Below are 25,980 nucleotides of genomic sequence, written 5' to 3' on the forward strand. Positions count from 1 at the left end.
TAGCCGGGTCATTGTCATTCGCGTTTGACTCTACCGGAACGCAGGCGGCGTTAGTGTTAAAGGCCGGTTCATTCGCACGAGGAGCCGGTTCAACGTGGTATCAACTCGGCAGCGAATGCCGGGGAAAGAGTTTGTGAATGCCTGCTCGGCCCGCCTTCCTTAGCCCCGCCCCAACTGGCACGCCGGCGCGAACCGTTACCCGGCGCACGACTCGCGCGCTCGGTCCCCTCGCCGGCCTGATCATCCTCGGGCTGCTCGTAGCCGGCTGCACCTCGGGCGGCTCGAACAAATCGGTCGGGGAACCCAAAAGTGGCGGCACGCTCACCTACGCCTCGGGCGACGCCGAACCGAGTTGCCTCGACCCGCACGTCGGCGGAAACTTTCCCCAGGCACTGGTCAGTGCCCAGTACCTGGAATCGCTCGTGTCCCGCGACGCCGACGGCCAAATCATCCCCTGGCTGGCCGCATCCTGGACTGCGAGCGACGACGGCCTGACCTGGGAATTCACCCTGCGCGACGACGTGACCTTCACCGACGGCACGGTTTTCGATGCGAGCGCTGTGCAGGCCAACATCGCTCATGTGCAAGACCCTACAACACTGTCATCGACCGGATATCTCGCCCTCGGCAAGGTCATCGGCACCGAAGCGGTCTCCCCCACCGTTGTGCGCTTCACCCTCAGCGAACCCGACAGCGCCCTGCTGGAATCGCTGTCCCAGCCGTGGCTCGCCATCGAATCACCTGCAGCGCTCGAACGCAGCCAGGACGACAACTGTGCCGACCCGGTTGGTACCGGCCCCTTCATCGTGAAGAGCTGGGTGAAGCAGAACGCCATCACACTGGTGCGCAACGATGACTATGTTTCCCCGCCAGAGGATGCCGGCCATTCCGGACCTGCCTACCTCGACACGGTTATCTGGCGGTTCATCCCCGACTCCGCCTCGCGGTACGCGGCCTTGCAGTCTGGCGAGGTCGACGTGATCGACAACGCCCAGCCCGACACGATCGTGCAGGCCGAGCAGAGCGATTCCATCGAGCATCTCGATTCACCGCGGCCCGGCTCTTCCAACCGCATCGAATTGAACTCGGGCCAGGCCCCCTTCAACGATGTGCGCGTTCGTGAGGCGTTCATCCGGTCGATCAATGCCGACGACTCCGTGTCGAGCCTGTTCCAGGGCACGGCGACCCGGTCGTACTCGGCACTGTCGAGCGTTGAGGCCACCGCGGTGTCGAACGCCGCCCTGTTCGATTACGACCCCGCCGCCGCCGAGAAACTCCTCGACGCCGCCGGCTGGACCGAAACGGATGCCGACGGGTACCGCGTGAAAGATGGCGTGCGGCTGTCGGTGGAATTTCCGGTGAGCACCAACCAGTCCATTCCGGCCGAGCAGAGCGTGTTCGAGCAGATTCAGGCCACGGCGAAGGCCACCGGTTTCGAGGTCAACCTGAGCCCGATGGACCTTTCCAGCTGGTACGCCGCCCTCGGCAGCAACGACTACGACGCTGTGAGCGCGCCGTACACCAAGGTCGGTCCCGATGTGCTGCGCATTCTGTACCACTCCGACAGCATCGTGCCAGCACCGAGCGGCTACTTCGCAAATCACGCCCAGGTCAACGACCCCGCAATCGATGAACTGCTCACTACGGCGGCGCAGACCGCGGACACCGCCCAGCGCACCTCGCTCTATGCCGACGCCCAAAACCGCATTCTGGAGGGCTTCTACATCCTGCCGCTGTACGACCAACAGAATCATTTTCTGCTGCGCAGTGACGTGGTGGGCCTGCGCACCCTGCCGACTGTTTCCGTGCCCACGCTCTACGACGCGTGGCTGAACCGGTAGGGCGTCGCCGGGCCACGCTCCGGACATTCGTGCGGGTGCTCGGCCGTGTGGCAGCCCGGTTGGCCGGCGCGGTCTTCGTGCTGTGGATGGTGGCTACCATCACCTTCCTCGCCGTGCGCCTCATTCCGGGTGACCCGGCGCAGGCGGTGCTCGGTGGCCCCGGATCGCAGGCTTCGCCCGAAGCCCTCGCGATAGTGAGCGCCGAGTACGGTTTCGACCAGCCGGTGATCGTGCAGTATTTCACCCAGCTCGGCCGCCTCGCGACCGGCGATCTCGGGCGGTCGTACGCCCTCAACATGGACGTCGGACCACTCGTGCTGAGCCAGCTCGGCGGGACCCTGCTGCTGGCCGTTCTTGCCCTCACCCTGGCCTGGCTGCTCGCTCTGGCTCTCGCCACCTGGTCGACCCGCGGCGGCACGATCGCCGCCCGGGTGGGGTCGAGCCTCGAAATCGTCGCGGCCGCGCTGCCGCATTTCTGGCTCGCGACCTCGTTGATCGTCGTGTTCAGCATCGGGCTCGGTGTGCTTCCGCCGATCAGTACCGGCGGCGTCGCCGGGATCGTACTGCCGGTGCTCACGCTGGCGATTCCCCTGGCCGGCTTTCTCGGCCAGATCATGCGTGAATCGCTGCTCGTCGCCTTGGAGAGTCCCTTCGTGCTCTCGGCCAGCGCCCGGGGCGAGAGCGAGCTGGGGGTGCTCTGGATCCACGCGTTGCGCCACGCCGCCCTCCCCGCGATCAGTCTCTCCGGGTGGGCGTTCGGCTCGCTGATCAGCGGCGCGGTCGTCGTTGAAACCATCTTTGCCCGCCCGGGACTTGGCCGCACCCTGCTCAACGCGGTCACCCTGCGCGATGTTCCGGTAGTGATCGGCGTCGTCATGACCGTCGCCGTCGTCTACATTCTGATGACTCTGTTGACGGATGCCGCCAGCCACCTGGTCGATCCCCGATTGCGTTTGACATGAGCGACCTCGAAGTGCAAGCCGGCCTCGCGGCCCAATCCCGCCAATCCGGCCCGTCGCGGCGTCTCGGCGCGGCCGAGGCAGCGGCCGGCGTTCTCGCCCTGCTCCTGTTAGTGTCGGCGAGCGTACCGCACTTTCTGGCCCCGGGTGACCCCCTCGCCATCGACCCGCTGTCAGCGTTTCAACCGCCGAACCTCGCCCACGGCTTCGGCACCGACGAATCGGGACGGGACATTTACACCCGGGTGGTGCATGGCACGCAGTACTCCCTGGTGATCGGTGCTGCCGCCACCGCGGTCGGCCTGTCCCTGGGCATTGTGCTCGGCACGCTGGCCGGAATGCTGGGCCGCGTCGTCGACTTCACCATGAACCGGTTTCTCGAGGTGCTGTTCGCATTTCCCGGGCTGTTGCTGGCGCTGCTCTTCATCGTTATTTTCGGCCCCGGCGTGGCAACGGCGACGATCGCCGTCGGACTGTCGACCGCCCCCGGGTACGCCCGCATTATTCGCGCCCAGCTGATCACCGTGCGGTCGGCAGCGTTTGTCGAGGCAGCGACCGTGCTCGGGCGCACCCGGTGGCAGATTCTGTTGCGTCACATTCTGCCCAACACCCTCGCGCCCCTGTTCGTGCTCGCTACCCTCGGCGTCGGCCAAGCCATCGTCTGGGCCGCAACGCTCAGCTACCTCGGGCTCGGCGCCGAGCCGCCGACCGCGGAGTGGGGCGCCATGCTCTCGGCCGGGCGCACGTACATCACCTCGGCCTGGTGGATGAGCTTCTTTCCGGGCTTGTTCATCGTGCTGACCGCCGTGACCGCCACGGTGCTCGGCCGCAGCATCGATCGTCGAATGAGGCACGCATGAGTGAAGCACCGGCAGCGCTGACCGTGCGCAATCTACGGGTGGGGTTCGGCACGGCCGAGCCTCTGGTTCGCGGCGTGTCCTTCGACATCGCTCCGGGCGAGTGCCTGGCCATCGTGGGTGAATCCGGCTCGGGTAAGAGCGTGACCGCCCGCAGCGTACTCGGGCTCGCCGGGGCGCATGCCCGGGTCACCGCCGACCGTCTCGAGCTCGGCGGGCAGAGCGTGCTCGGCCTGAACGACCGCGCCTGGCGTGCACGGCGCGGCCGAGACGTGGGATTGGTCTTGCAGGACGCCCTGGTCTCGCTCGATCCGCTGAGACCGATCGGCCGGGAGATTGCCGACTCGCTGCGCCTGCACACCACGCTCGGTGCCACAGCGCGTGCACGTCGCGTGCTCGAGCTGCTCGACGCCGTCGGGCTGCCGGACCCCGAGTTGCAGGTGCGCAAGCTCTCCGGGCAGCTCTCGGGCGGCGAACGCCAGCGGGCGCTCATTGCCGCAGCGATTGCGCTGAACCCGCCCCTGCTCATCGCCGACGAACCGACGACGGCGCTCGACGTGACCGTGCAGGCGCAGATTCTGGCGCTGCTCGAGCGCATCACCCTGGGCGGCACCGCCGTACTGCTGATCAGTCACGACCTCGCCGTCGTGAGTCGCATCGCGCACCGGGTCGCGGTGATGCACGACGGCCGGCTCGTGGAAACCGGCCGCACCGCGCAGGTTTTGGGGTCGCCCCGACAGGAGCAGACCCGGCGAATGGTTGCGGCTATCCCCGCCGACAAGCCGCGCGGCACCCGGCTCAGCCCAGCCGAGCGGCGCGACACACCCAGCATTCCCGGCACCTCGGCCGTTACCCCCACAGGGATTCCTCATGACCGCACCGTCGTTCTCGAAGCGATCGAGCTGGCGAAGAGTTTTCGACGCCCGGACGGCAGCCGACAGCTCGCCGTCGACAATGTCTCGTTCGCGCTGAACCGCGGCAGCACACTCGGAATCGTCGGCGAGTCCGGCTCCGGCAAAACCACGACCGCGCGCCTCCTGCTCGCTTTGCTGGCGCCCGAACACGGCGAGGTACGGGTGTTCGGCCAGCCGTGGAGCGCGGCCAGCGAAAAGACCCGGCGCGGGCTGCGGGCATCCGTGGGGGCTGTCTATCAGGATGCCCTGGGCTCGTTCGATCCGCGGTGGAGCGTCGCCGCGGTCCTCACCGATGCCCTCGGCGTGCGGCATGGGCAGCGCGCGCCGCAGACGACGGCGCGGCTGCGCTCCCTGCTCGACGAGGTCGGTCTCGCCGCCACCGTGCTGCCCCGACGACCGCTTGAGCTCTCCGGCGGACAGCGGCAGCGGGTCGGCATTGCCCGGGCGTTGGCCGGCCGGCCCGAGATTCTCATTTGCGACGAACCCGTCTCATCTCTCGACGTGAGCGTGCAGGCCCAGGTGCTCGATCTGCTGGACGACGTGCAGCGGGAGCGTGCCCTGAGCCTGGTCTTCATCTCGCACGACCTCGGTGTCGTGCAGCACGTCAGTGATCACATCGCGGTCATGCGGGCGGGGCGCATCGTGGAGATCGGACCGGCGGCACGAGTCTTCGCCGCGCCGCAGCATCAGTATTCTGCGCAGTTGCTCGCCGCCGTACCCCGACTATCGACCTGACCGGGGCTCTTCCACAGCTGTTGAGAAGCCCGCGTTCGGGGAAAAAGACCCGATCGGGTAGATTAGATGGGCACGCTCAGGCACCTCACCATCGACACGGTGCTGCATATACCGAACCGGAGAGTTATGACCCACGCCGACCGCGTCCCCGAAAAGCCCGCCCTCGAAGGGCTCGAAGCTAAATGGGAGAACCGCTGGGAGACCGACGGCACCTACCGTTTCGCTCGTGAGAACGCCACCCGCGAGACGATCTACTCGATCGACACCCCTCCGCCGACCGCGTCGGGCTCGCTGCACATCGGCCACGTGTTCTCGTACACTCACACCGACGTCGTCGCCCGTTTTCAGCGCATGCGCGGCAAGAACGTGTTCTACCCGATGGGCTGGGACGACAACGGGCTGCCCACCGAGCGTCGCGTGCAGAACTACTACGGTGTGCGCTGCGACCCCTCGCTTCGCTACACCGAGAACTTTGTTCCACCGTTCGAGGGAGGCGACGGCAAGAGCGTCAAGGCCGCCGACCAGCTTCCGATCAGCCGTCGCAACTTCATCGAACTGTGTGAAACCCTCACCAAAGAAGATGAGAAGCAGTTCGAAGCGCTCTGGCGCACCCTCGGCCTGAGCGTCGACTGGACCCAGACCTACCGCACCATCGGCCACGAGGCGCTATTCACCTCGCAGCTCGCCTTTCTCGGCAACGTCGCACGCGGCGAGGCCTACCAGGCCATGGCCCCCACCCTGTGGGACGTCACTTTTCGCACCGCGGTAGCGCAGGCTGAGCTCGAAGACAAAGAGATGCCCGCCGCGTACCACCGGGTGTCATTCGCCAAGCCCGACGGCGGCACGATCGAGATCGAGACGACCCGCCCCGAGTTGCTGCCGGCCTGTGTGGCGCTCGTCGCGCATCCCGATGACGAACGGTACCAGCACCTGTTCGGCACCACCGTGACCACCCCGGTGTTCGGTGTCGACGTTCCCGTGCTCGCCCACCACCTCGCCCAGAAAGACAAGGGTTCAGGGATTGCCATGATCTGCACCTTCGGCGATGTGACCGACGTGGTTTGGTGGCGCGAACTCGACCTGCCCAACCGCGCCATCATGGGGTTCGACGGCCGCATCATCGCCGAGGTTCCCGAGGCGATCACCTCCGAAACCGGCCGCGCCGCCTACACTGAACTCGCCGGCAAGACCGTCTTCTCCGCCAAGCAGGCGGTCGTTGAGCTCCTCCGAGCTAGTGGCGACCTGATCGGCGATCCCAAGCCGATCGTGCACGCGGTCAAGTTCTTCGAAAAGGGCGACAAGCCGCTCGAAATCGTCTCCACCCGGCAGTGGTACATCCGCAACGGTGCCCGCGACGAAAAACTGCGTGCCCGACTGCTTGAACACGGCACCGAGTTGGCCTGGCACCCCGAATTTATGAAGGTGCGCTACGAGAACTGGGTCAATGGTCTCACCGGCGACTGGCTCGTCTCCCGCCAGCGTTTCTTCGGCGTGCCGCTGCCGGTCTGGTACCCGCTCGACGCCGACACCAATCCCGTCTTCGACCAGCCGATCGTCGCCACCCGCGACCTGTTACCGGTCGACCCCTCATCGGATGTGGCACCCGGCTACACCGAAGACCAGCGCGGCCTGGCCGGCGGCTTCATCGGCGAAGTCGACGTCATGGACACCTGGGCCACCTCCTCGCTCACCCCGCAGCTGGCCGGTGGCTGGGAGCGCGACCCGGAGCTGTTCAACCTGGTCTTCCCCTACTCACTGCGCCCCCAGGGTCAGGACATCATTCGCACCTGGTTGTTCTCGACCCTGCTGCGCGCGGAACAGCAGCACGGCACGTCACCGTGGCAGCACGCTGCACTCAGTGGCTTCATCGTCGATCCCGACCGTAAGAAGATGTCAAAGTCGAAGGGCAACGTGGTCACCCCGGCCGACATGCTCGAGCTGCACGGCTCCGACGCGGTGCGCTACTGGGCGGCATCCTCTCGCCTCGGCACCGATGCCGCCTTCGACCCGAAGAACCCGACGCAGATCAAGATCGGCCGGCGCCTGGCCATCAAGATCCTCAACGCCAGCAAGTTCGTCTCCATGTCGCAGGGCAGCCGTACAGCCCGGATCACCGAACCGGTCGATCAGAGCATGCTGGCCGGCCTCACCGCGGTTGTCGCCCAGGCTACGACCGCGTTCGAGAACTACGATCACGCGCGCGCGCTGGAGACCACGGAGAGTTTCTTCTGGACCTTCTGTGACGACTACCTCGAGCTGGTCAAGGAACGCGCCTACGGCGAGCCCGGCCCGGAACAGGCGTCGGCCGTTGCCGCTCTGCGCACCGCGCTGGCCACCCTGCTGCGCCTGTTCGCACCCTTCGTTCCGTTCGCCACCGAAGAGGCGTGGTCCTGGTCGAACGACGGCTCGGTCCACACCGCGCCGTGGCCGGTCGCGGCCGACCTGCTCGGCAGCGACGACATCGCCACCGGCAATATCGCCCTGCTCGATCTGGCCAGCCGCGCACTGACCGGTATCCGTCGTGCCAAAACGGATGCGAAGGCGTCGCAAAAATCTGAGGTGGACTCCGCTGTGATCTGCGGTGCACCCGCCGAGATCGCACTCCTTACCCTGGCCGCCGCCGATCTCAAAGCAGTCGGTCGCATTCAGGAACTGACTTTTGTCGAGGGCAGCGAACTCGCTGTTACCGATATCGTGTTTGCCACCGTGTTGGAAAGCTAGGAGACCAGATGTCAGTAACTGTGCGCCCGCTGGGCGATAAGGACTTTTTCGCTTGGTTGGGCCTGTTCGAGGGCTACAGTACGTTCTACGAAAGCGAGTTGACCGATCAGAAAGCCCTGCAGGTGTGGAGCTGGATCATCGACACGAACAACGCCCTCTCCGGTGCCGTTGCGGTCAACGACGACGGTGACTTCGTCGGCTTCGCGCATTACCGTACCGTGCCGCGCACGCTCAGCGGCGACCTCGCCCTGTTCCTCGACGATCTCTACGTTGCCGAGGACTCTCGCGGTCAGGGTATCGGCACCCTGTTGATGGAATTCAGCAAGGCCTACGCGCGTCAGCACCAGCTATCCCAGATTCAGTTGTTGACCGGCGCTGACAACGCGACCGCACAGGTGCTCTACGACCAGCTCGGTACCCGGACCGACTGGGTCACCTACGAAATCGACGTCTAGACCATGCAGTTGGGCACCCGATGGCCCCTCGGCAGCACTCTGCCGACTGGGCTGCCACACGTGGTCGAAATCGCCGTGCGGGCCGTCGAAGAGGATCTGACGGCCCTGGCCGTTGATACCAGCACCTGGCGGTGGACGCTGACGTGGCTCGAGGCCAAGCCGGTGATCGAGCTCGACGATGGCACCGTCATCCGCTTCAACCCGGTGGATGACAGCGCGACCATCACGCAGCCATCGACCGCCGTCGATGACGACGATGAGGAATGGATCTAAGCCACGCGGTGGTGGTCGGGGTCTCTGTCTTTCGGTCAGGCGCGGGCGAGAACTTCGCCGTGCGGCATTCCGAACCAACCGTTCGGGTCACGCACCCACTCGCGCCAGGCCGCGGCCATCCGTTGGAGATCGGCCAGGTCGGCCACCCCGGATTCGATTGCGTGTGCCGCGAAGCTGGACTCGGTCACCCGCACCGCCCACGATTCGCCCCACCACTCACGCTCCGCATCGGAGGCGAAACACCAGATGGATGCGCTGCTGCGCACGTCGGTAAACCCCGCTCCTCGTGCCCACGCCTTGAGCGATCGGCCGGCATCGGGGTCTCCGCCTTTCCAGTAGTGCACCTCGCGGTAGACCCGTATCCAGTCGGCGAGGCCACCAGTGCTCGGGGCGATAATGACTCCCCCGTAGTCAACGTCACGGGCGGCGAACACCCCACCGGGCCGCAGCAGCCGTCGAATTTCCCGCATCGCTGCGATCGGATTGGCCAGATGCTGCAGCACCTGGTGCGCGTGCACGATATCGAAGGTCGCGTCCGCAAAGTCGAGCGCGTAGACGTCACCGACCTGAAAACTCACGTTGTGCACCCCGTCGTCGGCGGCCAACCCGGCCGCACGATCGACGATATCCCTCGACGCGTCGATGCCGACGACCCGGCCCGGAGCAAGCCGGCGGGCCAGGTCGACGGTGATCGTGCCAGGGCCGCAGCCGACATCGAGTAACACGCCCCCGCTGCGCAGTTCCGGAATCAGGTAAGCGGCCGAGTTGGCGACCGTGCGCCAGGTATGCGAGCGCAGGACGCTTTCATGGTGCCCGTGCATGTATTCATCACGTGGGGCGGACTCTGAGCTTTCGTTCAGGTGTGTCATGGTGAGATCCTACGCGCAGCCAGCCGGGCCGGCCGGGCCGGCGGCTGTGGCTAGTGTGGAGGCATGGCATCCACCGCGAACAATCCCTTTTTCGCCCGCAGCACACTGCCCTACCAATTACCGGCCTTCACCGAGATAACCGACGAGCACTACCGGCCGGCTTTCCTCCGGGGCATGACCGAACAGCTCGTCGAGGTCGGCGTCATCACCGGCACCACGGATGCCCCCACCTTCGCGAACACGCTCCTCGCCCTGGAGCGGAGCGGACAGACGCTCGCGCGGGTCGCCGAGGTCTTCTTCAACAAGAGCTCGTCCGATTCGAGCGATTTCACCGCTGGACTCGAGGAAGAACTCGCGCCGTTATTGGCTGCCCACGCCGATACGATCCGTCTCGACCCTGCGCTGTACTCGCGCATCGCCACCCTGCACGCCCAGCGCACGAGCCTCGATCTTGACGCCGAGTCGCTCTACTTGGTCGACCGCTACTTCACCGAGTTCACGCTCTCCGGGGCCGGGCTGAGCGACGATGAGAAGCAGACGCTGCGTGATTTCAACGCGCGTCTGTCGACCCTCACCACACGCTTCGACAAGAATTTGCTCGCCGACACCAATGAACTCGCACTCATCATCGACGACGTATCCGACCTCGACGGGCTCACTGACGGCGAGATCTCGGCCGCGGCCGAGGCCGCCAGGGAACGCCAGCTCGACGGCAAATACCTGATCAGTCTCGTGCTCCCCACCTCGCACCCATACCTCGCGAGCCTCACCAACCGGGGGGTGCGGGAACGGCTGCTCGCCGCGAGCCGAGCGCGCGGCATTCGCAGCGATGCGGCCGGAGCTGGCAACGATAACCGCCCGCTCGTGATCGAGATCACCCACCTGCGCGCCCAGCGCGCCCGGCTGCTGGGGTTCGATAGCCATGCCGCCTACGTGACAGCCGACGAAACCGCCAAGACTCCCGGCGCCGTCTGGGATATGCTCGGCCGCCTCGCGCCGGTCGCGGCCCGCAATGCGCGGGTGGAGCAGGCCGACCTGCAGGCCGTGATCGATGCGGAGGGCGCCGGGTTCGAGCTGGCCGCCTGGGACTGGGCGTTCTACACCGAGAAGGTGCGCCGGGCCAAGTATGACGTCGATACCGCGGCCATGCGCCCGTACTTTGAGCTCGAAAACGTGCTCGCCAACGGGGTGTTCTATGCCGCCAACCGGCTGTACGGGCTCACCTTCACCGCTCGGCCCGACCTGATCGGCTGGCACCCCGAAGCACGGGTCTTCGAGGTCGCCACCGAGGGCGGTTCCCCGGTCGGGCTGTATATCGGCGATTTCTACACCCGCGACTCCAAGCGCGGCGGGGCCTGGATGAACGCCTTGGTCTCCCAGTCCACGCTGCTCGGCACCGACACAACCGTGGTCTGCAACAACCTCAACGTGTCCAAACCGGCCGCCGGCCAGCCCACGCTGCTCACCTACGACCAGGTGACCACCCTGTTCCACGAGTTCGGCCATGCCCTGCACGGGCTGCTCGCCCGCGCGACCTTCCCCAAATTCTCCGGCACCAATGTCTACCGTGACTTCGTGGAATTTCCCAGCCAGGTCAACGAAATGTGGATGCTCTGGCCCGAGGTGCTCGCCAACTACGCCCGCCACTACGAGACGGGCGAGGCCATGCCGCAGCAGCTCGTCGACCGCATCCAGGCGTCGGCCGCCTTCAACGAGGGCTTCCTGACCAGCGAATACCTCGCGGCCGCTCTCCTCGACCAGGCCTGGCACCGCATCGACGCCGGCACGATTATCACCGACGTGGCGCGGTTCGAAGCGGATGCCCTCGCTTCGGTCGGCCTCGACAACACGTCCGTCCCCACCCGCTACTCGAGCACCTACTTCGCCCACACATTCTCGGGCGGGTACGACGCGGGCTACTACTCCTACATCTGGAGCGAAGTGCTCGACGCCGACGCCGTCGAATGGTTTAGGGACAATGGCGGCCTGACGCGCGCCAACGGCGAACGCTTTCGCAACCGCCTGCTCGGAGTCGGTGGCACCAAGGATCCGCTCGAGGCGTACCGCCACTGGCGCGGCCGCGACGCCGACCTGCAGCCGCTGCTCGACCGCCGCGGTCTCAACTAGGCGCAGCGCACTCGCGGCCAACCGAGATAGACCATCCGTCTGCCCCAAAATTGAGGATGCGCGGCGGGCGTGCCGGCAGTAGGCTCCATGGCCATGGACAATCAGACAGTTCTCGCTCAGGGCACGGGTCGGCGGCGGGTTCTCTGGGTCGCCGCCACCGCTTTCGCTGCCATGCTCGTGGTCGGGCTCGTCGCGCACTTCTTACGGGAGAACATCGACAGCACGGCCCCGACCTGGCGTGGTCTGAGCGGGCTGGCTGGTCTGCTCTACGCTGACGGTGAAGCAAATCTGTGGGCTTGGGCTTCTGGCCTGCTCCTGGCCGGCATCGGGGTATCCCTGGCCGCCGTCGGCTTCGCTGCTCGAAATGAGCGACACCGCAGTGCGCCCTATTTCGTACTCGCCGCCCTCGCCCTCATGCTGTCCGCCGACGAGATCGCGCAACTGCACGAAAAACTTGCCCGCTTTGATTTCGATACCGATTTCACTTTCGCCTGGCTCAGCGTGGGTGTGCCCGTAGCCATCGTGGTCGGCCTGATCGTCCTCTGGATCGCCCGAAGAATTGATCGACAGCTGCGTCGTCGACTCATCGTCGCCGGGACTTTTTTTTTGCTCGGAGCGGTCGGCTTCGAGGCCATCGGCGGCATCGTGATCCGTGGACAACTCGACGACCTCGCGCGGACCAGTCTGCCCTACCATCTGCTGGTCGGTATCGAGGAGGGGCTCGAGGTGACCGGCGCGCTCCTCGCGCTGGCCGCTGCCCTGTCAGCGCTGACCGTTGAACGCACGACCGCTGGAATACTGGTGCGCACTCGATTCGGCCGAGAGGCCAACACTGCCTTGAAATGTACGACCGTATACCCGTGAGCGCATGCTTGAAACACGCCCCGGTGCCCGATTTTGGTTAGGCCGACTTCACCTGGCGAGTAGTGTGCAGCACCATCTCGGCGGGGGCGTTGTTCAGCACGGTGTCGCGGGTGATGATGACTCGCTCCACGTCGGTGCTGGAGGGCACCTCGAACATGACCGGGCCAAGCACCTCTTCGAGGATGGCGCGCAGCCCACGGGCGCCGGTCTTTCGGAGCACGGCGAGGTCCGCGATGGCTTCCAGAGCCGGCTGCTCGAATTCCAGCTCCACGCCGTCGAGCTCGAACATGCGCTGGTACTGCCGAACCAGTGCGTTCTTGGGAACGGTCAGGATCTGCATGAGCGCTACCTGGTCAAGCTGGGTGACCGTCGTCACGACGGGAAGTCGGCCAATGAACTCGGGAATCAGCCCGAACTTGTGCAGGTCTTCCGGCAGAACCTCACTGAACAGGTTGATGTCGTCGCCCTTGATGTGCAGCGGAGCCCCGAATCCGATGCCCTTTTTACCGGCGCGAGACGAGATGATATCTTCGAGCCCAGCGAAAGCGCCGGCCACGATGAACAACACATTCGTAGTATCGATCTGAATGAATTCCTGGTGCGGATGCTTGCGGCCACCCTGCGGGGGCACCGACGCGATCGTGCCCTCGAGAATCTTCAGGAGCGCCTGCTGCACGCCTTCGCCCGACACATCGCGCGTGATCGACGGGTTCTCGGCCTTGCGGGCGATCTTGTCGATCTCATCGATGTAGATAATGCCGGTCTCGGCCCGCTTGACGTCGTAGTCTGCGGCCTGAATCAGCTTGAGCAGGATGTTCTCTACGTCTTCGCCGACGTAGCCCGCCTCGGTAAGCGCCGTCGCATCCGCTACCGCGAAGGGAACGTTGAGGCGTTTGGCCAACGTCTGGGCAAGGTAGGTCTTGCCGCAGCCAGTCGGTCCGATCAGCAGAATGTTCGACTTGGCGATCTCGACGTCGTCGTGGATTGCCTCGGCGGCGGTGAGCGTCGCCCGGGACCGCACGCGCTTGTAGTGGTTGTACACGGCCACGGCGAGGGCGCGCTTGGCGGGTTCCTGGCCGATGACGTATTCCTCCAGGAAGCCGAAGATTTCTTTGGGCTTGGGAAGGTCGAATTCGCCAGAGCTGGCCTCAGAGCCAGCTTCAGCCAGGCGCTCTTCGATGATCTCGTTGCACAACTCGACGCATTCATCGCAGATGTACACGCCGGGGCCGGCGATGAGTTGTTGCACCTGCTTCTGGCTCTTTCCGCAGAAGGAACACTTGAGCAGGTCGGCACTTTCACCGATTCGGGCCATGTCAGCCTCCTCCATTGGTCTCGCTGCACTCGAGCCTAGCCTGTGCATCCGACAGTTACGTGCAGCACGCCACAAACCGAAACGGCGCGCCGCCCGAAGGCGACACGCCGTTCCTGTTGTTTCAGGCCACAGGCTATTTGACGAGCATCGGGAGGTTCTTGCGGCTGGTCAAGACCTGGTCGATGAGACCATATTCGAGGGCTTCTGCCGCGCTCATGATCTTGTCGCGGTCGATGTCCTTGTTGACCTGCTCAACGCTTCGGTTGGAGTGGTGAGCGAGGGTCTCTTCGAGCCAGACCCGCATGCGCAGAATCTCCGCCGCCTGGATCTCGATATCCGAGGCTTGGCCGCCGCCTTGGCCGCCAACCGAGGGCTGGTGAATCAGGATGCGGGCGTTCGGCAGGGCGAGACGCTTGCCCGCGGTGCCGCCAGCGAGCAGCACGGCCGCAGCGGACGCTGCCTGGCCGAGGCATACGGTCATCACGTGCGGGCGAATGTACTGCATGGTGTCGTAGATCGCCGTCATGGCGGTGAATGATCCACCGGGAGAGTTGATGTACATCGTGATGTCGCGGTCCGGGTCTTGGCTCTCGAGTACGAGAAGCTGGGCCATCACGTCGTCGGCGGACGCGTCGTCCACCTGAACGCCGAGAAAGATGATGCGGTCTTCGAACAGCTTGGCGTACGGGTCCTGGCGCTTATACCCGTAGGCGGTGCGTTCTTCGAAGGTAGGCAGGATGTAACGGGATTCGGGCGCGCCAGAATTAGTCAAGTTCGTGGTCGAGCCGCCCATCGAGCTGTAGGCCGTTCCACCGAATGTGGGGATAGTCATGATTTCTTCCTGTTCAGTTTCGGTGCACTACTTGGTGGCGTCGGGGTCGGTGCCGCCGCCGCCGATGACGTCCGAAGCGGAGGCGCGGAGGTGGTCGACGAATCCGTACTCGAGGGCTTCCTGAGCACTGAACCAGTTGTCGCGGTCACCGTCGGCGTTGATCTGCTCGGCAGTCTTGCCGGTTTGCGCTGCCGTGATCTCCGACAGTCGCTGCTTCATGTCGAGGATGAGGCGGGCTTGGGTCTGGATGTCGGCGGCGGTGCCACCGAATCCGCCGGACGGCTGGTGCAACAGCACCCGGGCGTTCGGGGTGATGTAGCGCTTGCCCTTGGTGCCCGAGGTGAGCAGGAACTGACCCATCGAGGCCGCCATACCGATTCCGACGGTGACGATGTCGTTCGGTACGAACTGCATGGTGTCGTAGATCGCCATTCCGGCGGTGATCGAACCGCCGGGAGAGTTGATGTAGAGGTAGATGTCGCGCTTCGAGTCTTCGGCTGCCAGCAACAGGATCTTGGCGCAGATCTCGTTGGCATTTTCGTCACGGACCTCTGAGCCGAGCCAGATGATGCGGTCCTTCAGCAGTCGGTCAAATACACCGTTAGTGGGTGTCGGGTCGGCCATGTCGTGCTCCGTTTCAGTTGTCGCTTCTCAATGAATCTATCGGAGCCGGCGAGCCAAAACGGCTCTGTTCGCCCTCGGCAGATTACGAGCCGTCGAACACAGTTCCTCGCAGCATGCAAAAGGCCGGCTGGAAGGAATCCAGTCGGCCCGTGCACGCCCTTAGACGGTGCTGCGCTCGCGCCTACTTTGTGGCAGCGACTTTCTTCTTCTTGGGCTTCTCTTCGACCGCGACGTCAGCGTCGGCGGGCGAAGCCTCGTCGGCGTCGCTGACTGCGGCATCTTCGACAGCAGCGTCGTCGTCGGCGTCAACCGGACCGGTGAATTCGCTCAGGTCGACGGGCTTGCCGTTGGAGTCAACGACCTCAGCCTTGCCCAGGGCAATAGCGAGAGCCTTATTGCGGGCAACCTCGGCGACCATCGACGGAATCTGACCGTTGGTGTTGAGCGTCTGCACGAACTCGCTCGGGTCCATGCCGTACTGGCTGGCGCCCTGGATCAGGTACTGGGTGAGCTCGTCCTGGCTAACCTTGACCTGCTCAGCTTCGGCGATCGTGTCGAGCAGGATCTGCTGACGGAACGTCTTCTCGCTGGCTTCAGTGACCTCGGCGCGGTGCGTGTCGTCTTCGAGGCGGCTTTCACCTTCGAGGTGGCGGTTCACCTCGTCGAGGATGATCGCGGCGGGAATCGGAACCTCTACCGAACCGAGAAGCGTCTCGATGAGACGCTCGCGGGCCTGACTGCCCTGGCCGAAGGCCTTGGACTTCTCGACCTGGACCTTGAGGCTCTCGGTCAGCTCGCCAATCGTGTCGAACTCACTCGAGATCTGCGCGAAGTCGTCGTTGGCCTCGGGAAGCTCGCGCTCCTTGACGGCGATGACCGTGATCGTGATCTCGGCCGTCTCACCCTCGTGGTCTCCACCCATGAGGTCGGAGTTAAAGGTGGTGGTCTCGCCGGCGCTGAGCGAATCGAGCGCCTCGTCGATGCCCTCGATGAGGTCGCCGGAACCGATCTCGTAGGAGATACCGCTCGCAGTGTCGACCTCTTCGCCGTCGATCGCAGCGTTCAGGTCGATCTGCGCGAAGTCGCCGGTCTTGGCAGGCCGGTCGACGGTGATCAGCGTGCCGAAGCGGCTGCGCAGCTTGTCGAGTTCTTCGGCAACTTCCTCGTCGGAAACCGCGACGGCATCGACGGTGAGCTTGAGGCCGTCGTAGCTGGGCAGGTCGATTTCGGGGCGCACATCGACCTCGATGGCGAGGAGCAGGTCACCGGAGAAGTCTGTGTTGCTCGGCCATTCGACGATGTCGGCCTCGGGACGACCCAGCGGGCGCAGCTTGTTCTCTTCGACGGCCGCGCGGTAGAAACCGTCGAGACCTTCATTGACGGCGTGCTCCAGAACGGCAGCCTTGCCGACGCGCTGGTCGATGATCGCGGGCGGAATCTTTCCCTTACGAAAACCGGGGATGTTGATGTCTTCGGCAATGTGGCCGTAGGCATGGGTGATGGCTGGCTTCAGCTCATCGGGGCTCACCGTGATGGTGAGCTTGGCGCGCGTGGGGCTCAGTTTTTCGACCGTGGACTTCACTCGGGACTCTCCTGTGTATTGAAACGGTGTGCTGCGGGTAATGTCGGGGCGACAGGAATTGAACCTGCGACTTCTCGCCCCCAAAACGAGCGCTCTACCAAGCTGAGCTACGCCCCGGATCTACTTCGACCCGTTGGTACTACTTTGTTGGGGAACCAATCTGTTGGCGCAGGCGAAAGCTCACGACAGGCGGATTGACCTCGGCCAGTCTAATGCACGCCTGTCGAGCGGATACGCGCGGACTGGCATTCCGCACCCGGTTTCCTGTACTACGCTGTTCGAGTGCTCAAGTATTGGGCCTGGGGACGTAGCTCAATGGTAGAGCCTGAGTTTTCCAAACTTATGACGCGGGTTCGATTCCCGTCGTCCCCTCCACAGTGCGGTAACTGCACCAGAGCCGCCAGCGTCACGCTGGCGGCTTTCGTCCATTAAACGGATGCTCGCAGCTAGTGACCGTGGGCCGCCCCGAGCACACGCGGTCCGCGGTCGACGGCCAGGTTCGACTGCGGCCCCTTGGCGTTGTGCGCGCTCGGAGGGATGCCGGCCCGTTCTCCGGGCTTCACCACGACGAATTGACCCATCATCCCGGCATCCTCATGCGACAGCATGTGGCAGTGGAACATGTATGGAAAGTCAGGGTCCGTATATTCCGGGAACTGCATGATGAGTTCGTAGCGCACCCCGGGCTCGAGGTAGATCGTGTCCTTCCACCCCAGGAGTTCGACCGGCGGAGGCTCGGTGCCCACGCGCAGCACCTGAAACTGCACGGCGTGCACGTGAAAGTTGTGCGGCAACGGCATGGCGTTGTCGACGGTCCAGACCTCGGTGGCGCCAGCGTCGATGGTCTCGTCGATGCGAGTCATATCCATCAGGCGATTGTTGATCGTGTAGCCGTTGAGGGTGAAGAAGCGCTCGGCCGTGGCATCCTCTCGCTGCAAGGGTTCGATGGTCGCGAGCTTCTTGGAGGTGTCACCGATGCTGCTCAGTGTGTCGGCCGCGCGAAGTTCCATCACGTCGAGCGTGTCATCGCCGGCGTTGCGGGTCGCGGCTTTGGCCGAGGTGCCCAGATCGGGCGGGCTCGACTGCAGGTTCACGGTCTCGCCCGGCGTCAGTCGCACGAGAACTTCGGCCCGCTCCCCCGGTGACAAGCGGATGCCCGCCATCGGTGCCGCCGCAGTGAGCAGTCCCCCGTCCGTTCCGATCAGGTCAAAGGACCGGCCGTCGCTGAACCCGAAGTCATAGACGCGCGCCGACGACCCGTTCACCAGGCGCAGTCGCACGACCTCGGTCGTCACGTCAAGGAACGGTGCGAGTGTGCCATTGACGAGCAGCTCATCGCCGATCGGACCGATGTAGCCGCGCACGTCGGTGGCGAACTGACCTTTCGCATCAAAACGCCGGTCCTGCACCACCACGGGAATGTCGTCGACGCCGTAGCTGCGCGGTAGGTTGAGTGCCGCCTCTTCGTCGTCCTGCACCAAAAACAAGCCGGCCAGGCCCATCTCCACCTGATGCTCGGTTTTGCCGTCGGGGTGCGGGTGGTACCAGAGCGTCGCGGCGGGCTGGTCGATCGTGAAGTTCGGGCTCCACTGGACTCCCGGTTCGACCATCTGGTGCGGGCCGCCGTCCATTTCGGCGGGCAGGCTCATACCGTGCCAGTGCACGGTCGTTGCCTCGTCGAGGTCGTTATTCACGTTGATCCGCACGTCTTCGCCGCGCTCGGCGACGAGGGTCGGGCCGAGGTAGCTACCGTTGTAGCCCCAGGTGTCGGTGCTGACGCCCGGCACGAACTCGGTCGTACCCGCCTGGGCGGTGAGGTCAAAGACTCGCTCACCCGCGGCATTCATGGTCGACCTGGCCAGGGGCGGGATCGCGAGTGGATTCACGAAGTCGATGGTGCCGACGGTGTCAATCACGCCGGCGCCCGTGTCGCTCGCGCACGCGGTCACGCCCACGACCAGCACGACCGCGCCGACGACGGCACCACTGACCAGGGTTGCAACTCGACGGCGGGGGCCGGTAAATCGACGGTGGAGCATGGTTCTATTTTCGCAGCCTGCCCGACGCTCTGACACCTCCGCGCTGGCGAGCAGGAGCGGTCACGCCTGGCATCGCGGGCACCAGTACAGTTTGCGGGCCGCCATTTCTTCGAGCACGATATGCGTACCGCAGACGCGGCATGGCAGGCCTTCGCGTTTGTATACCCAGTGCCGATCGGCCCGATGCTTCATGGCACGTCGGTATCCCGCGCCCTCGAGCTTGTCCATGGTCATCATCTGACCGGTTGCCACCCCTATGTGTAAAAGGTGTGCCCAGTCCTGCCAGAGGGCGCGCACGGTGTCGTCACCGAGGGACTTGCCCGGGGTGTGTGGGTTGAGACCGGCACGAAAGAGCATCTCGGCGCGGTACACGTTGCCGATGCCGCTGACCACGCTCTGGTCCATCAGCAGTCGGCCGATCGGCGTCGGCTTCTTGCGCACGACGGTCACGAAGCGTTCCTCGGCCTCGGGGGTGTTGTCCAGTTCCGGGTCGGGTCCGAGCCTGGCGAGGACGGCGGCGACCTGGGCCGGGTCGAGCACCTCACACGCGGTCGGTCCGCGCAGGTCGGCGCACACCGTGTCGGTCAGCAGCCGCACCCGCACCTGGCCGACCGGCTCGGGGGGAAAGGTGTCGGTGAAGTCGATCTCCTTCTCCCGCTCCGACATGCGCACCCGGGTACTGCGCGGCGCCCCGATGCTGAAGATCGAATTTTCACCATCCACGTCAAAAGTCGGGCCTGCGAGTCGCGGTGGGAGCTCGGTACCGTGCTGGTTGGTCTGGCCCATCCGGCCGTTGGCCGAGGCCATCGTGGCATCCATGAGAATCTCACCGTTAAAATCCCAGGCACCGTACAGTCCCAAATGGATGCGCAGCCACAGTCCATGGTCGAACTCCAGAAACATCTGCTTACCGACGGCGCGGGCATCCGTTATCGTCTGGCCGTCAAGCTGCTCGGCACCGGCCGCAAAGCGGCCCTGTGGTGACGTCACGGTGACCCGGTGACCGACGAAATTGCGCTGAAATTGTCGGGTGATGCGGTGAACGGAGTGCCCCTCGGGCACCTCAGCGCACGACGCCTTCGACGTTCACGCCTTTTCCCGCGATCGTTCCCGTTTGCTCGTATTCACCGAGCTGACGGATTCGACGCTCGTGACGCTCCTCGTCACTGAACGGCTCGGCAATGAAGGCGTCGATGAAGCCGGTGGCCTCCGCGATCGTGTGTTCGCGGGCGCCGATCGAGATGACGTTGGCGTCGTTGTGTTCGCGCGCTAGCCGGGCGGTGCTCAGGTTCCAGACCAGGGCTGCACGCACACCGGACACCTTGTTCGCGGCCATCTGCTCGCCGTTACCCGAGCCGCCGAACACGACTCCGAGCGCCTCGATTCCGCGTTCACGGTCGTCGACGGTGGCCTGCGCGGCATTGATGCAGAACGCGGGGTAGTCATCGAGGGCGTCGTAGCCCGTGGGCCCATGGTCGATGACCTCGTGGCCGGCGGCACGCAGGTGCGTGCTCAAGTGGTGGCTGAGGTCGAGACCTGCATGGTCCGTGGCGATGTGGATGCGCATGTGGTCAGTCTATTTAGAACTGGCCGCCCGGGTGAAAATCGGTTCGCGCGTGCGGCTGCGTTTGAGCTCGAAGAATCCGTCGTAACTGGCCAGCGCCACGACGCCGTCCCACAGGGCGAGTGCAGCATCACCCATGGGTGCCGGGGAGATGACGGGGCCGAAGAAGGCGACACCATTGACCGCGATCACCGGGGTGCCCACATCCTGGCCGACCCGATTGATGCCGTCGAAGTGACTCGCCCGCATCTGGCGGTCATACTCACTGCTGTCGGCGTAAGCCGCGAAGGCGGCTGGCAGGCCGACCTCGGCGAGCGCGGCCGGGATGACCTCAGCGGGGTTCGTGTTGCCGCCCGGGTGAATCCGTTCGCCGAGCGCGTCGTAGAGCGCCTTGACCATCGGCTGGCCGTGCAGTTCAGCAGCAGCGGCCACGAGGCGGGTGTACTTGAGCGCCCGCGGAAAGAACGCCGCATAGTCCTCGCTCACCTCCTGTTCTTCGTTGAGCACGGCGAGGCTCATCACGTGCCAGGTCACGTCGAATTCACGCAGGCGGGCGACTTCGTCGACCCAGCGCGAAGTCATCCAGGCCCAGGGGCACGAGGGATCAAACCAGAAATCCACTGAATCGGTCATCTGACCAGCCTAGGCGGGTTCATTGCGGCTCGGTCATCGCCGTCTCTGCGACCTGCTATTAGGGCTTTGCCCCCCATTCGGGTATCGTAGCGGGGTTGAAAAAATCTGCACCACGCAGTGTAGCTACACGTCGCAAGCACAATATCTCCCCGGGAGAAATAACATGCCCATTGACCGAAGCACGTCCAACACGAATTCCGGCCGGACCAGCTCCGGTTTTCTCCGGCCCAAGAAGGGTCTCCGACGCCGCCGTATCGCAGTGTCCGACGTTAACGTCGTTGACAAACCAATCATGAAACGTGCCCTCGGCGGCACCATCGTGGGCAACACGATGGAATGGTATGACGTCGGTATCTTCGGCTACCTCATCACCACCATGGGGCCGGTCTTCCTGCCCGAGGCCGACGCCTCCGTTCAGACCCTGTTTCTGCTCGGCACCTTCGCCGCCACATTCTTTGCCCGCCCGCTCGGCGGCGTCTTCTTCGGCTGGCTCGGTGACCGAATCGGCCGCCAGAAGGTGCTCGCCACCACGCTGATTCTGATGGCCGCCTCGACGTTTGCCGTCGGCCTGCTCCCCGGTTACGCGCAGATCGGGGTCTGGGCAGCGGTTCTGCTGGTGTTCGTCAAGCTCGTACAGGGCTTCTCGACCGGTGGCGAGTACGCCGGTGCGACGACCTTCGTCAGTGAGCACGCGCCCGACAGGCAGCGCGGCTACTTCGCGAGCTTCCTCGACATGGGCAGCTACCTCGGGTTCGCCATCGGCGCTGCCCTCGTCTCTGTGCTGCAGCTCACGCTCGGTCAGGATGTGATGGAGGCCTGGGGCTGGCGCCTTCCGTTCCTCATCGCCGGACCGCTCGGCCTGATCGCGATCTACTTCCGTATGAAGATCGACGAGTCCCCGGCATTCCAAGCCACACTCGATGCGCAGGAAGAAGCCCAGAAGAACCCCGTCGGTGCCACGGCCGCCACCCCGAAGGGCCCGATTGCCATCTTCAAGGCGTACTGGCGCAACATTATTATCGCGATGGTGCTCGTCGCCGCTGCGAACACGGTCGGTTACGCCCTCACCTCGTATATGCCCACCTATCTCACCGAGAATAAGGGCTACGACGAACTGCACGGCACGGCACTGACCATTCCGATTCTCGTGATCATGGCGTTGTGTATCCCGCTCACCGGACGTTTGTCCGACCGGGTTGGCCGCCGGCCGGTGCTGTGGATCGGCGCGGTCAGCACGATTGTGCTGGCCTATCCGGCCTTTCTGCTCATCGGACTCGGGTCGGTCTGGTCGACCCTGCTCGGTCTCGCGATGATCGCTTTCCCGGTCACGTTCTATGTATCGACCATTGCCTCGGCGCTTCCAGCACTGTTCCCCACAGCCAGCCGTTACGGTGCCATGGGAATTTCGTATAACTTTGCGGTCGCTATCTTCGGTGGCACCACACCGTTCATCATCGCGGCACTCATCGTGAGCACCGGCAACGACATGATGCCGGCGTTCTACCTGATCGGCACCTCGCTGGTCGGCGCGATTGCTATCTACTTCCTCAGGGAATCGGCGAATCGCCCGCTGCCGGGCTCAATGCCCAGTGTGAACACCGAGCACGAAGCGCACGAGCTGGTCAAGACGCAGGACGACAACCCTCTGCTCGACACCGACGAAATGCCCTTTGACCATACCTACGAGCCCCCGACCAACGCCATTCCCATGCAGGAGCCGGCGAGGCTCTAGGGGCCTCCCCGCACCCGCGAGCGACAATCGGCACAGTCGGGCCTGACCCTTTCAGGTCCGGCTGATGCCGTGCATCGTCGTTACGCTGGCACGTTTCCGATCCAGCTGAGCGGAACTCCTCCGGTCGGCAAGGTTTTGCCATCGCCGTCGAAGGCTGGATTGGCTTTCCCGAACGCTGTTGCTGGTGCGTGGTCACGCACTGACTGCCTTCGCACTCGTATGCCCCCGACAACCGACACGATGCTCGCCAGGAGAAAAATGGCTCCGACGGCCAGGAGCGCAAGCGACCCACCAGACACCGCGGTTAATGCCAGGAACATTCCGAAGGGAATCGTCAACCAGGCTCCGACGAATAATAGTGATCCGAGAACAACGAGGAGGTTCCCGCGTCGGCGGACCCGGATGCGGCGATCGTCCGCCAAAGCGAGCTCCCTGGCGACTGGTGAATGTTCCACGTCGTGTCCCCTTACGTTGATCGCAGAAGAATGAAATCTCTGGTTCAGCTGACCGATATTAAACCGGCGTGCCACGTCTAAGTCAACCTTGCACCGAGGTACGTATCGGTTCATCGAACGGCCAGCGTGACAGACCAACCGTCGAACGACGGCCTTCTCCCCTCGACCAGAGTCGAACCACCCCACAATCCAGCGAAATCCGTTCCGTCTTTGAAGACGAGCCAGGCGGCCGAAACGACCCGACCCGAAACTTCTGCCACGAGAACAACGACATTGCCTGACGCGGCCACTATCCGGCTCTGAAGATCATGGGCGAGCCAACCGAAATGCTCGCCCCAGACCTCAGACTGCCGGCGCGCGTGATCCACCGTTTACCGCGGAGCTATGCCCACGAACGAGGAGTACTCCGTTGACACCGACCTCGGCCGCATCGATCTGCGGCAGGTTCACCACTGGCTTTCGACGGATGCGTTCTGGGCACTCGGCCGGTCCAAGGAGACCGTTCAACGCGCAGCTGGCGGCTCATTGAACTTTGGCGTCTACGATAGCGCTGGCGGTTTGTGCGGCTACGCCCGGGTTGTTACCGACCATGCCACGTTTGCGTGGTTGTGTGACGTGTACATCGACCGCCCGTCCCGAGGCCGAGGTCTCGGTCTCTTCCTCGCGCAAGCGGTCGTCGACACTCTCTGGCCCATGCACCTCAAGCGAGTGCTCCTCTCGACACTGGACGCGCACGGCCTCTACGAGCAGGTGGGATTCACGCCGTTTCCAGACCCGCAGAAGCTGATGATCTTGAGCGGCGCCCGCTAGCGCGCGCTCCGCGGCATTTCCGCGGGCCAGGCGTCGTACAGGCGTCGTACAGGCGTCGTACAGTCGTGGTGACCTCGAATACGGTGGGGCCGGCTCGTTCGCGTCTCGCGCACGAGCGCAGGTGTTCCCCTGAAACGGATGCTCCCAGTCGGTCCGCGTAGAATCCTCTAATGACCTCTGCGCCCACTATCGCCGCCCAGTCGGCAGCACCGGCCACCGAGCTCGCCGGAATCGACCCGCACGAGCTCGCCGTCACCCTCCGCGTACTAGCTTCCCTGGCCGACATCGACCCGGATAGCCCCGACTTCGTCACGGTGCGTCAGGCCACCGCGAAGATGTTCAAGTCGGTCAAGATGGTGCGACGCATCGAGAAGCGCGCGGTGATCGCCGACGCCGATCGCAGCGTCATCGCTGCCACCGCCACCGGCGCGCCCACCCGCATCGACGATGAGACGCGCGGCGCTCAGCTCTCCCTGGGTACCAGCGCGGCGACCGCCGGTGAGCTACTCGTTCCGCGCGCCTGCTATATCTGCAAGCAGAAGTACACCGTGGTCGACGCGTTCTACCACCAGCTCTGCCCGAACTGCGCCCTCTCCAGTCACGGCAAGCGTGACGCTCGTACCGACCTCACCGGCAAACGCGCACTGCTCACCGGCGGCCGTGCCAAAATCGGCATGTACATCGCCCTGCGGCTGCTTCGCGACGGTGCCCACACCACCGTCACCACGCGATTTCCGCGCGATGCCGTTCGCCGCTTCGCCGCGATGGACGACTCGAAGGATTGGCTGCACCGCCTGCGCATCGTCGGCATCGATTTGCGTGACCCGGCCCAGGTGATCGCGCTCGCCGATTCCGTCGCCGCCCAGGGCCCACTCGACATTCTGATCAACAACGCAGCGCAGACCGTGCGTCGTTCTCGCGGCTCCTACTCCCCCCTGGTCGAGGCCGAAGATTCTCCGCTGCCCGACGGTCCGTTGCCCGAGATCGTGTCGTTTGGGCACACGAACGATGCGCATCCGCTCGCTCTCGCCGCGTCGGTCTCGACGCACCCGCTACTCGCGGCGGCGTCCGGTGCCGGCGCCCTGACAGCGGATGACCTCACTCGGCTGGCCCTTGCCGCCGGGTCGAGTTCACTCGAACGCCTCGCTGCCGGCACCGCCATCGACGCCGGCGGGCTTGTTCCCGACCTGCACGACGTGAACAGCTGGACCGCCAACGTCGAAGACGTGGATCCGCTGGAAATGCTCGAAGTGCAGCTGTGCAACACGACGGCACCATTTTTGCTCGTAAGCCGCCTGCGGGCTTCGCTGAGCGCATCCACTGCCCGGCGCACCTACATTGTGAATGTGTCGGCGATGGAAGGCGTGTTTGGTCGCGGATACAAGGGCCCCGGCCACCCGCACACCAATATGGCCAAGGCCGCCCTGAATATGCTCACCCGCACGAGCGCGAAGGAGATGCTGGAAGACGGCATTCTCATGACCAGCGTCGATACCGGCTGGATCACTGACGAACGCCCACACCCCACCAAAGTGCGCCTGGCCGAGGAGGGCTTCCACGCACCGCTCGACCTGGTCGACGGTGCCGCCCGGGTCTACGACCCGATCGTGCGCGGCGAGGATGGCGAAGACCTCTACGGCGTCTTTCTGAAGGACTACAAGCCCGGCGCCTGGTAGCACAGGGCCGTCAGCTGCTGGAATGCGCCTCAGGCGTCTGGGTCGAAATCGAGATGACTCGCACACCGACGCGGTCGCGGTCGCTGAGGCCTAGGCCTCGGCC

Annotated in this window: 21 protein-coding genes and 2 tRNA genes; 13 read left to right on the forward strand and 10 right to left on the reverse strand. The window is 64.6% G+C overall.

Features of this window, described 5'->3' with window-relative positions:
• Positions 1 to 137: 137 nt before the first annotated feature.
• The 7 genes from E3T50_RS00335 to E3T50_RS00365 all read left to right on the forward strand — a co-directional run bounded on the left by E3T50_RS00335 (position 138) and on the right by E3T50_RS00365 (position 8,755).
• The gene (locus E3T50_RS00335; protein ID WP_134550084.1) at positions 138 to 1,841 is read left to right on the forward strand and encodes an ABC transporter substrate-binding protein; all 1,704 of its coding nucleotides are present in this window, start codon (positions 138 to 140) and stop codon (positions 1,839 to 1,841) included.
• Positions 1,826 to 2,803, forward strand: coding sequence for an ABC transporter permease (locus E3T50_RS00340; protein ID WP_255454245.1), 978 nt, complete (start codon positions 1,826 to 1,828; stop codon positions 2,801 to 2,803). The genes E3T50_RS00335 and E3T50_RS00340 overlap by 16 nt, the downstream gene beginning before the upstream one ends.
• On the forward strand, positions 2,800 to 3,660 hold the full coding sequence (locus tag E3T50_RS00345; protein ID WP_134550085.1) for an ABC transporter permease: 861 nt from the start codon (positions 2,800 to 2,802) through the stop codon (positions 3,658 to 3,660). Before E3T50_RS00340 ends, E3T50_RS00345 begins: the two co-directional genes overlap by 4 nt.
• Positions 3,657 to 5,306, forward strand: coding sequence for a dipeptide ABC transporter ATP-binding protein (locus tag E3T50_RS00350; RefSeq protein WP_134550086.1), 1,650 nt, complete (start codon positions 3,657 to 3,659; stop codon positions 5,304 to 5,306). The genes E3T50_RS00345 and E3T50_RS00350 overlap by 4 nt, the downstream gene beginning before the upstream one ends.
• A gap of 126 nt (positions 5,307 to 5,432) precedes the next feature.
• Complete coding sequence (gene valS / locus E3T50_RS00355) at positions 5,433 to 8,027, forward strand: valine--tRNA ligase (protein WP_134550087.1); 2,595 nt, start codon at positions 5,433 to 5,435, stop codon at positions 8,025 to 8,027.
• An 8-nt stretch (positions 8,028 to 8,035) separates the two neighbouring features.
• A complete protein-coding gene (locus E3T50_RS00360; protein ID WP_134550088.1) occupies positions 8,036 to 8,482 on the forward strand; it encodes a GNAT family N-acetyltransferase in 447 nt (148 codons plus the stop codon).
• Positions 8,483 to 8,542: 60 nt separating this feature from the next.
• Positions 8,543 to 8,755 (forward strand): hypothetical protein, encoded by a 213-nt coding sequence (locus E3T50_RS00365; RefSeq protein WP_241990672.1) that lies wholly within the window; start codon positions 8,543 to 8,545, stop codon positions 8,753 to 8,755.
• A 35-nt stretch (positions 8,756 to 8,790) separates the two neighbouring features.
• On the opposite strand, the gene E3T50_RS00370 is transcribed toward E3T50_RS00365, so the two are convergent.
• Complete coding sequence (locus E3T50_RS00370; protein ID WP_134550090.1) at positions 8,791 to 9,624, reverse strand: methyltransferase domain-containing protein; 834 nt, start codon at positions 9,622 to 9,624, stop codon at positions 8,791 to 8,793.
• Positions 9,625 to 9,687: 63 nt separating this feature from the next.
• Here E3T50_RS00370 and E3T50_RS00375 point away from each other — a divergent pair, with 63 nt between their 5' ends.
• Both E3T50_RS00375 and E3T50_RS00380 read left to right on the forward strand, forming a co-directional pair.
• A complete protein-coding gene (locus E3T50_RS00375) occupies positions 9,688 to 11,751 on the forward strand; it encodes a M3 family metallopeptidase (protein ID WP_134550091.1) in 2,064 nt (687 codons plus the stop codon).
• A gap of 93 nt (positions 11,752 to 11,844) precedes the next feature.
• Positions 11,845 to 12,615 carry a hypothetical protein gene (locus E3T50_RS00380; protein WP_134550092.1) on the forward strand — a complete coding sequence of 257 codons (771 nt, stop codon included), beginning with the start codon at positions 11,845 to 11,847 and terminating at the stop codon, positions 12,613 to 12,615.
• 37 nt (positions 12,616 to 12,652) lie between these two features.
• On the opposite strand, the gene clpX is transcribed toward E3T50_RS00380, so the two are convergent.
• From clpX to E3T50_RS00405, 5 genes are all read right to left on the reverse strand, one after another.
• Positions 12,653 to 13,930, reverse strand: coding sequence for an ATP-dependent Clp protease ATP-binding subunit ClpX (clpX, locus tag E3T50_RS00385; RefSeq protein ID WP_134458983.1), 1,278 nt, complete (start codon positions 13,928 to 13,930; stop codon positions 12,653 to 12,655).
• A 133-nt stretch (positions 13,931 to 14,063) separates the two neighbouring features.
• Entirely contained in the window at positions 14,064 to 14,762 is a 699-nt protein-coding gene (locus E3T50_RS00390; RefSeq protein ID WP_134550093.1) for an ATP-dependent Clp protease proteolytic subunit, read from the reverse strand.
• Positions 14,763 to 14,789: 27 nt separating this feature from the next.
• Positions 14,790 to 15,386: an ATP-dependent Clp protease proteolytic subunit gene (locus tag E3T50_RS00395; protein ID WP_134458979.1), complete on the reverse strand. Its 597-nt coding sequence runs from the start codon at positions 15,384 to 15,386 to the stop codon at positions 14,790 to 14,792.
• Positions 15,387 to 15,567: 181 nt separating this feature from the next.
• On the reverse strand, positions 15,568 to 16,968 hold the full coding sequence (gene tig, locus E3T50_RS00400; protein ID WP_166784163.1) for a trigger factor: 1,401 nt from the start codon (positions 16,966 to 16,968) through the stop codon (positions 15,568 to 15,570).
• Positions 16,969 to 17,011: 43 nt separating this feature from the next.
• Positions 17,012 to 17,085 (reverse strand) — tRNA-Pro (locus tag E3T50_RS00405).
• A 184-nt stretch (positions 17,086 to 17,269) separates the two neighbouring features.
• Here E3T50_RS00405 and E3T50_RS00410 point away from each other — a divergent pair.
• Positions 17,270 to 17,343 (forward strand) — tRNA-Gly (locus E3T50_RS00410).
• A gap of 71 nt (positions 17,344 to 17,414) precedes the next feature.
• Here the strand turns inward: E3T50_RS00410 and E3T50_RS00415 are convergent.
• The 4 genes from E3T50_RS00415 to E3T50_RS00430 are packed head-to-tail and all read right to left on the reverse strand — an operon-like array spanning position 17,415 to position 21,204.
• Positions 17,415 to 19,007, reverse strand: coding sequence for a multicopper oxidase family protein (locus E3T50_RS00415; protein WP_134550094.1), 1,593 nt, complete (start codon positions 19,005 to 19,007; stop codon positions 17,415 to 17,417).
• Positions 19,008 to 19,067: 60 nt separating this feature from the next.
• Positions 19,068 to 20,069, reverse strand: a complete 1,002-nt coding sequence (locus E3T50_RS00420) for an Fpg/Nei family DNA glycosylase (protein WP_134550095.1) — start codon at positions 20,067 to 20,069, stop codon at positions 19,068 to 19,070.
• 1 nt (position 20,070) lies between these two features.
• Complete coding sequence (locus tag E3T50_RS00425) at positions 20,071 to 20,574, reverse strand: ribose-5-phosphate isomerase (RefSeq protein WP_134458973.1); 504 nt, start codon at positions 20,572 to 20,574, stop codon at positions 20,071 to 20,073.
• A gap of 9 nt (positions 20,575 to 20,583) precedes the next feature.
• Positions 20,584 to 21,204, reverse strand: coding sequence for a mycothiol-dependent nitroreductase Rv2466c family protein (locus E3T50_RS00430; RefSeq protein ID WP_134550096.1), 621 nt, complete (start codon positions 21,202 to 21,204; stop codon positions 20,584 to 20,586).
• A gap of 163 nt (positions 21,205 to 21,367) precedes the next feature.
• Here E3T50_RS00430 and E3T50_RS00435 point away from each other — a divergent pair, with 163 nt between their 5' ends.
• The 3 genes from E3T50_RS00435 (at position 21,368) to E3T50_RS00450 (ending at position 25,877) form a co-directional block, all read left to right on the forward strand.
• A complete protein-coding gene (locus tag E3T50_RS00435) occupies positions 21,368 to 22,936 on the forward strand; it encodes an MFS transporter (protein ID WP_134550097.1) in 1,569 nt (522 codons plus the stop codon).
• A gap of 839 nt (positions 22,937 to 23,775) precedes the next feature.
• Positions 23,776 to 24,201: a GNAT family N-acetyltransferase gene (locus E3T50_RS00445; RefSeq protein ID WP_134550099.1), complete on the forward strand. Its 426-nt coding sequence runs from the start codon at positions 23,776 to 23,778 to the stop codon at positions 24,199 to 24,201.
• A 170-nt stretch (positions 24,202 to 24,371) separates the two neighbouring features.
• On the forward strand, positions 24,372 to 25,877 hold the full coding sequence (locus E3T50_RS00450; protein WP_134458963.1) for an SDR family oxidoreductase: 1,506 nt from the start codon (positions 24,372 to 24,374) through the stop codon (positions 25,875 to 25,877).
• The last annotated feature ends 103 nt before the right edge of the window (positions 25,878 to 25,980 follow it).

The organism is Cryobacterium gelidum (assembly GCF_004403985.1).
GTDB lineage: Bacteria > Actinomycetota > Actinomycetes > Actinomycetales > Microbacteriaceae > Cryobacterium > Cryobacterium gelidum.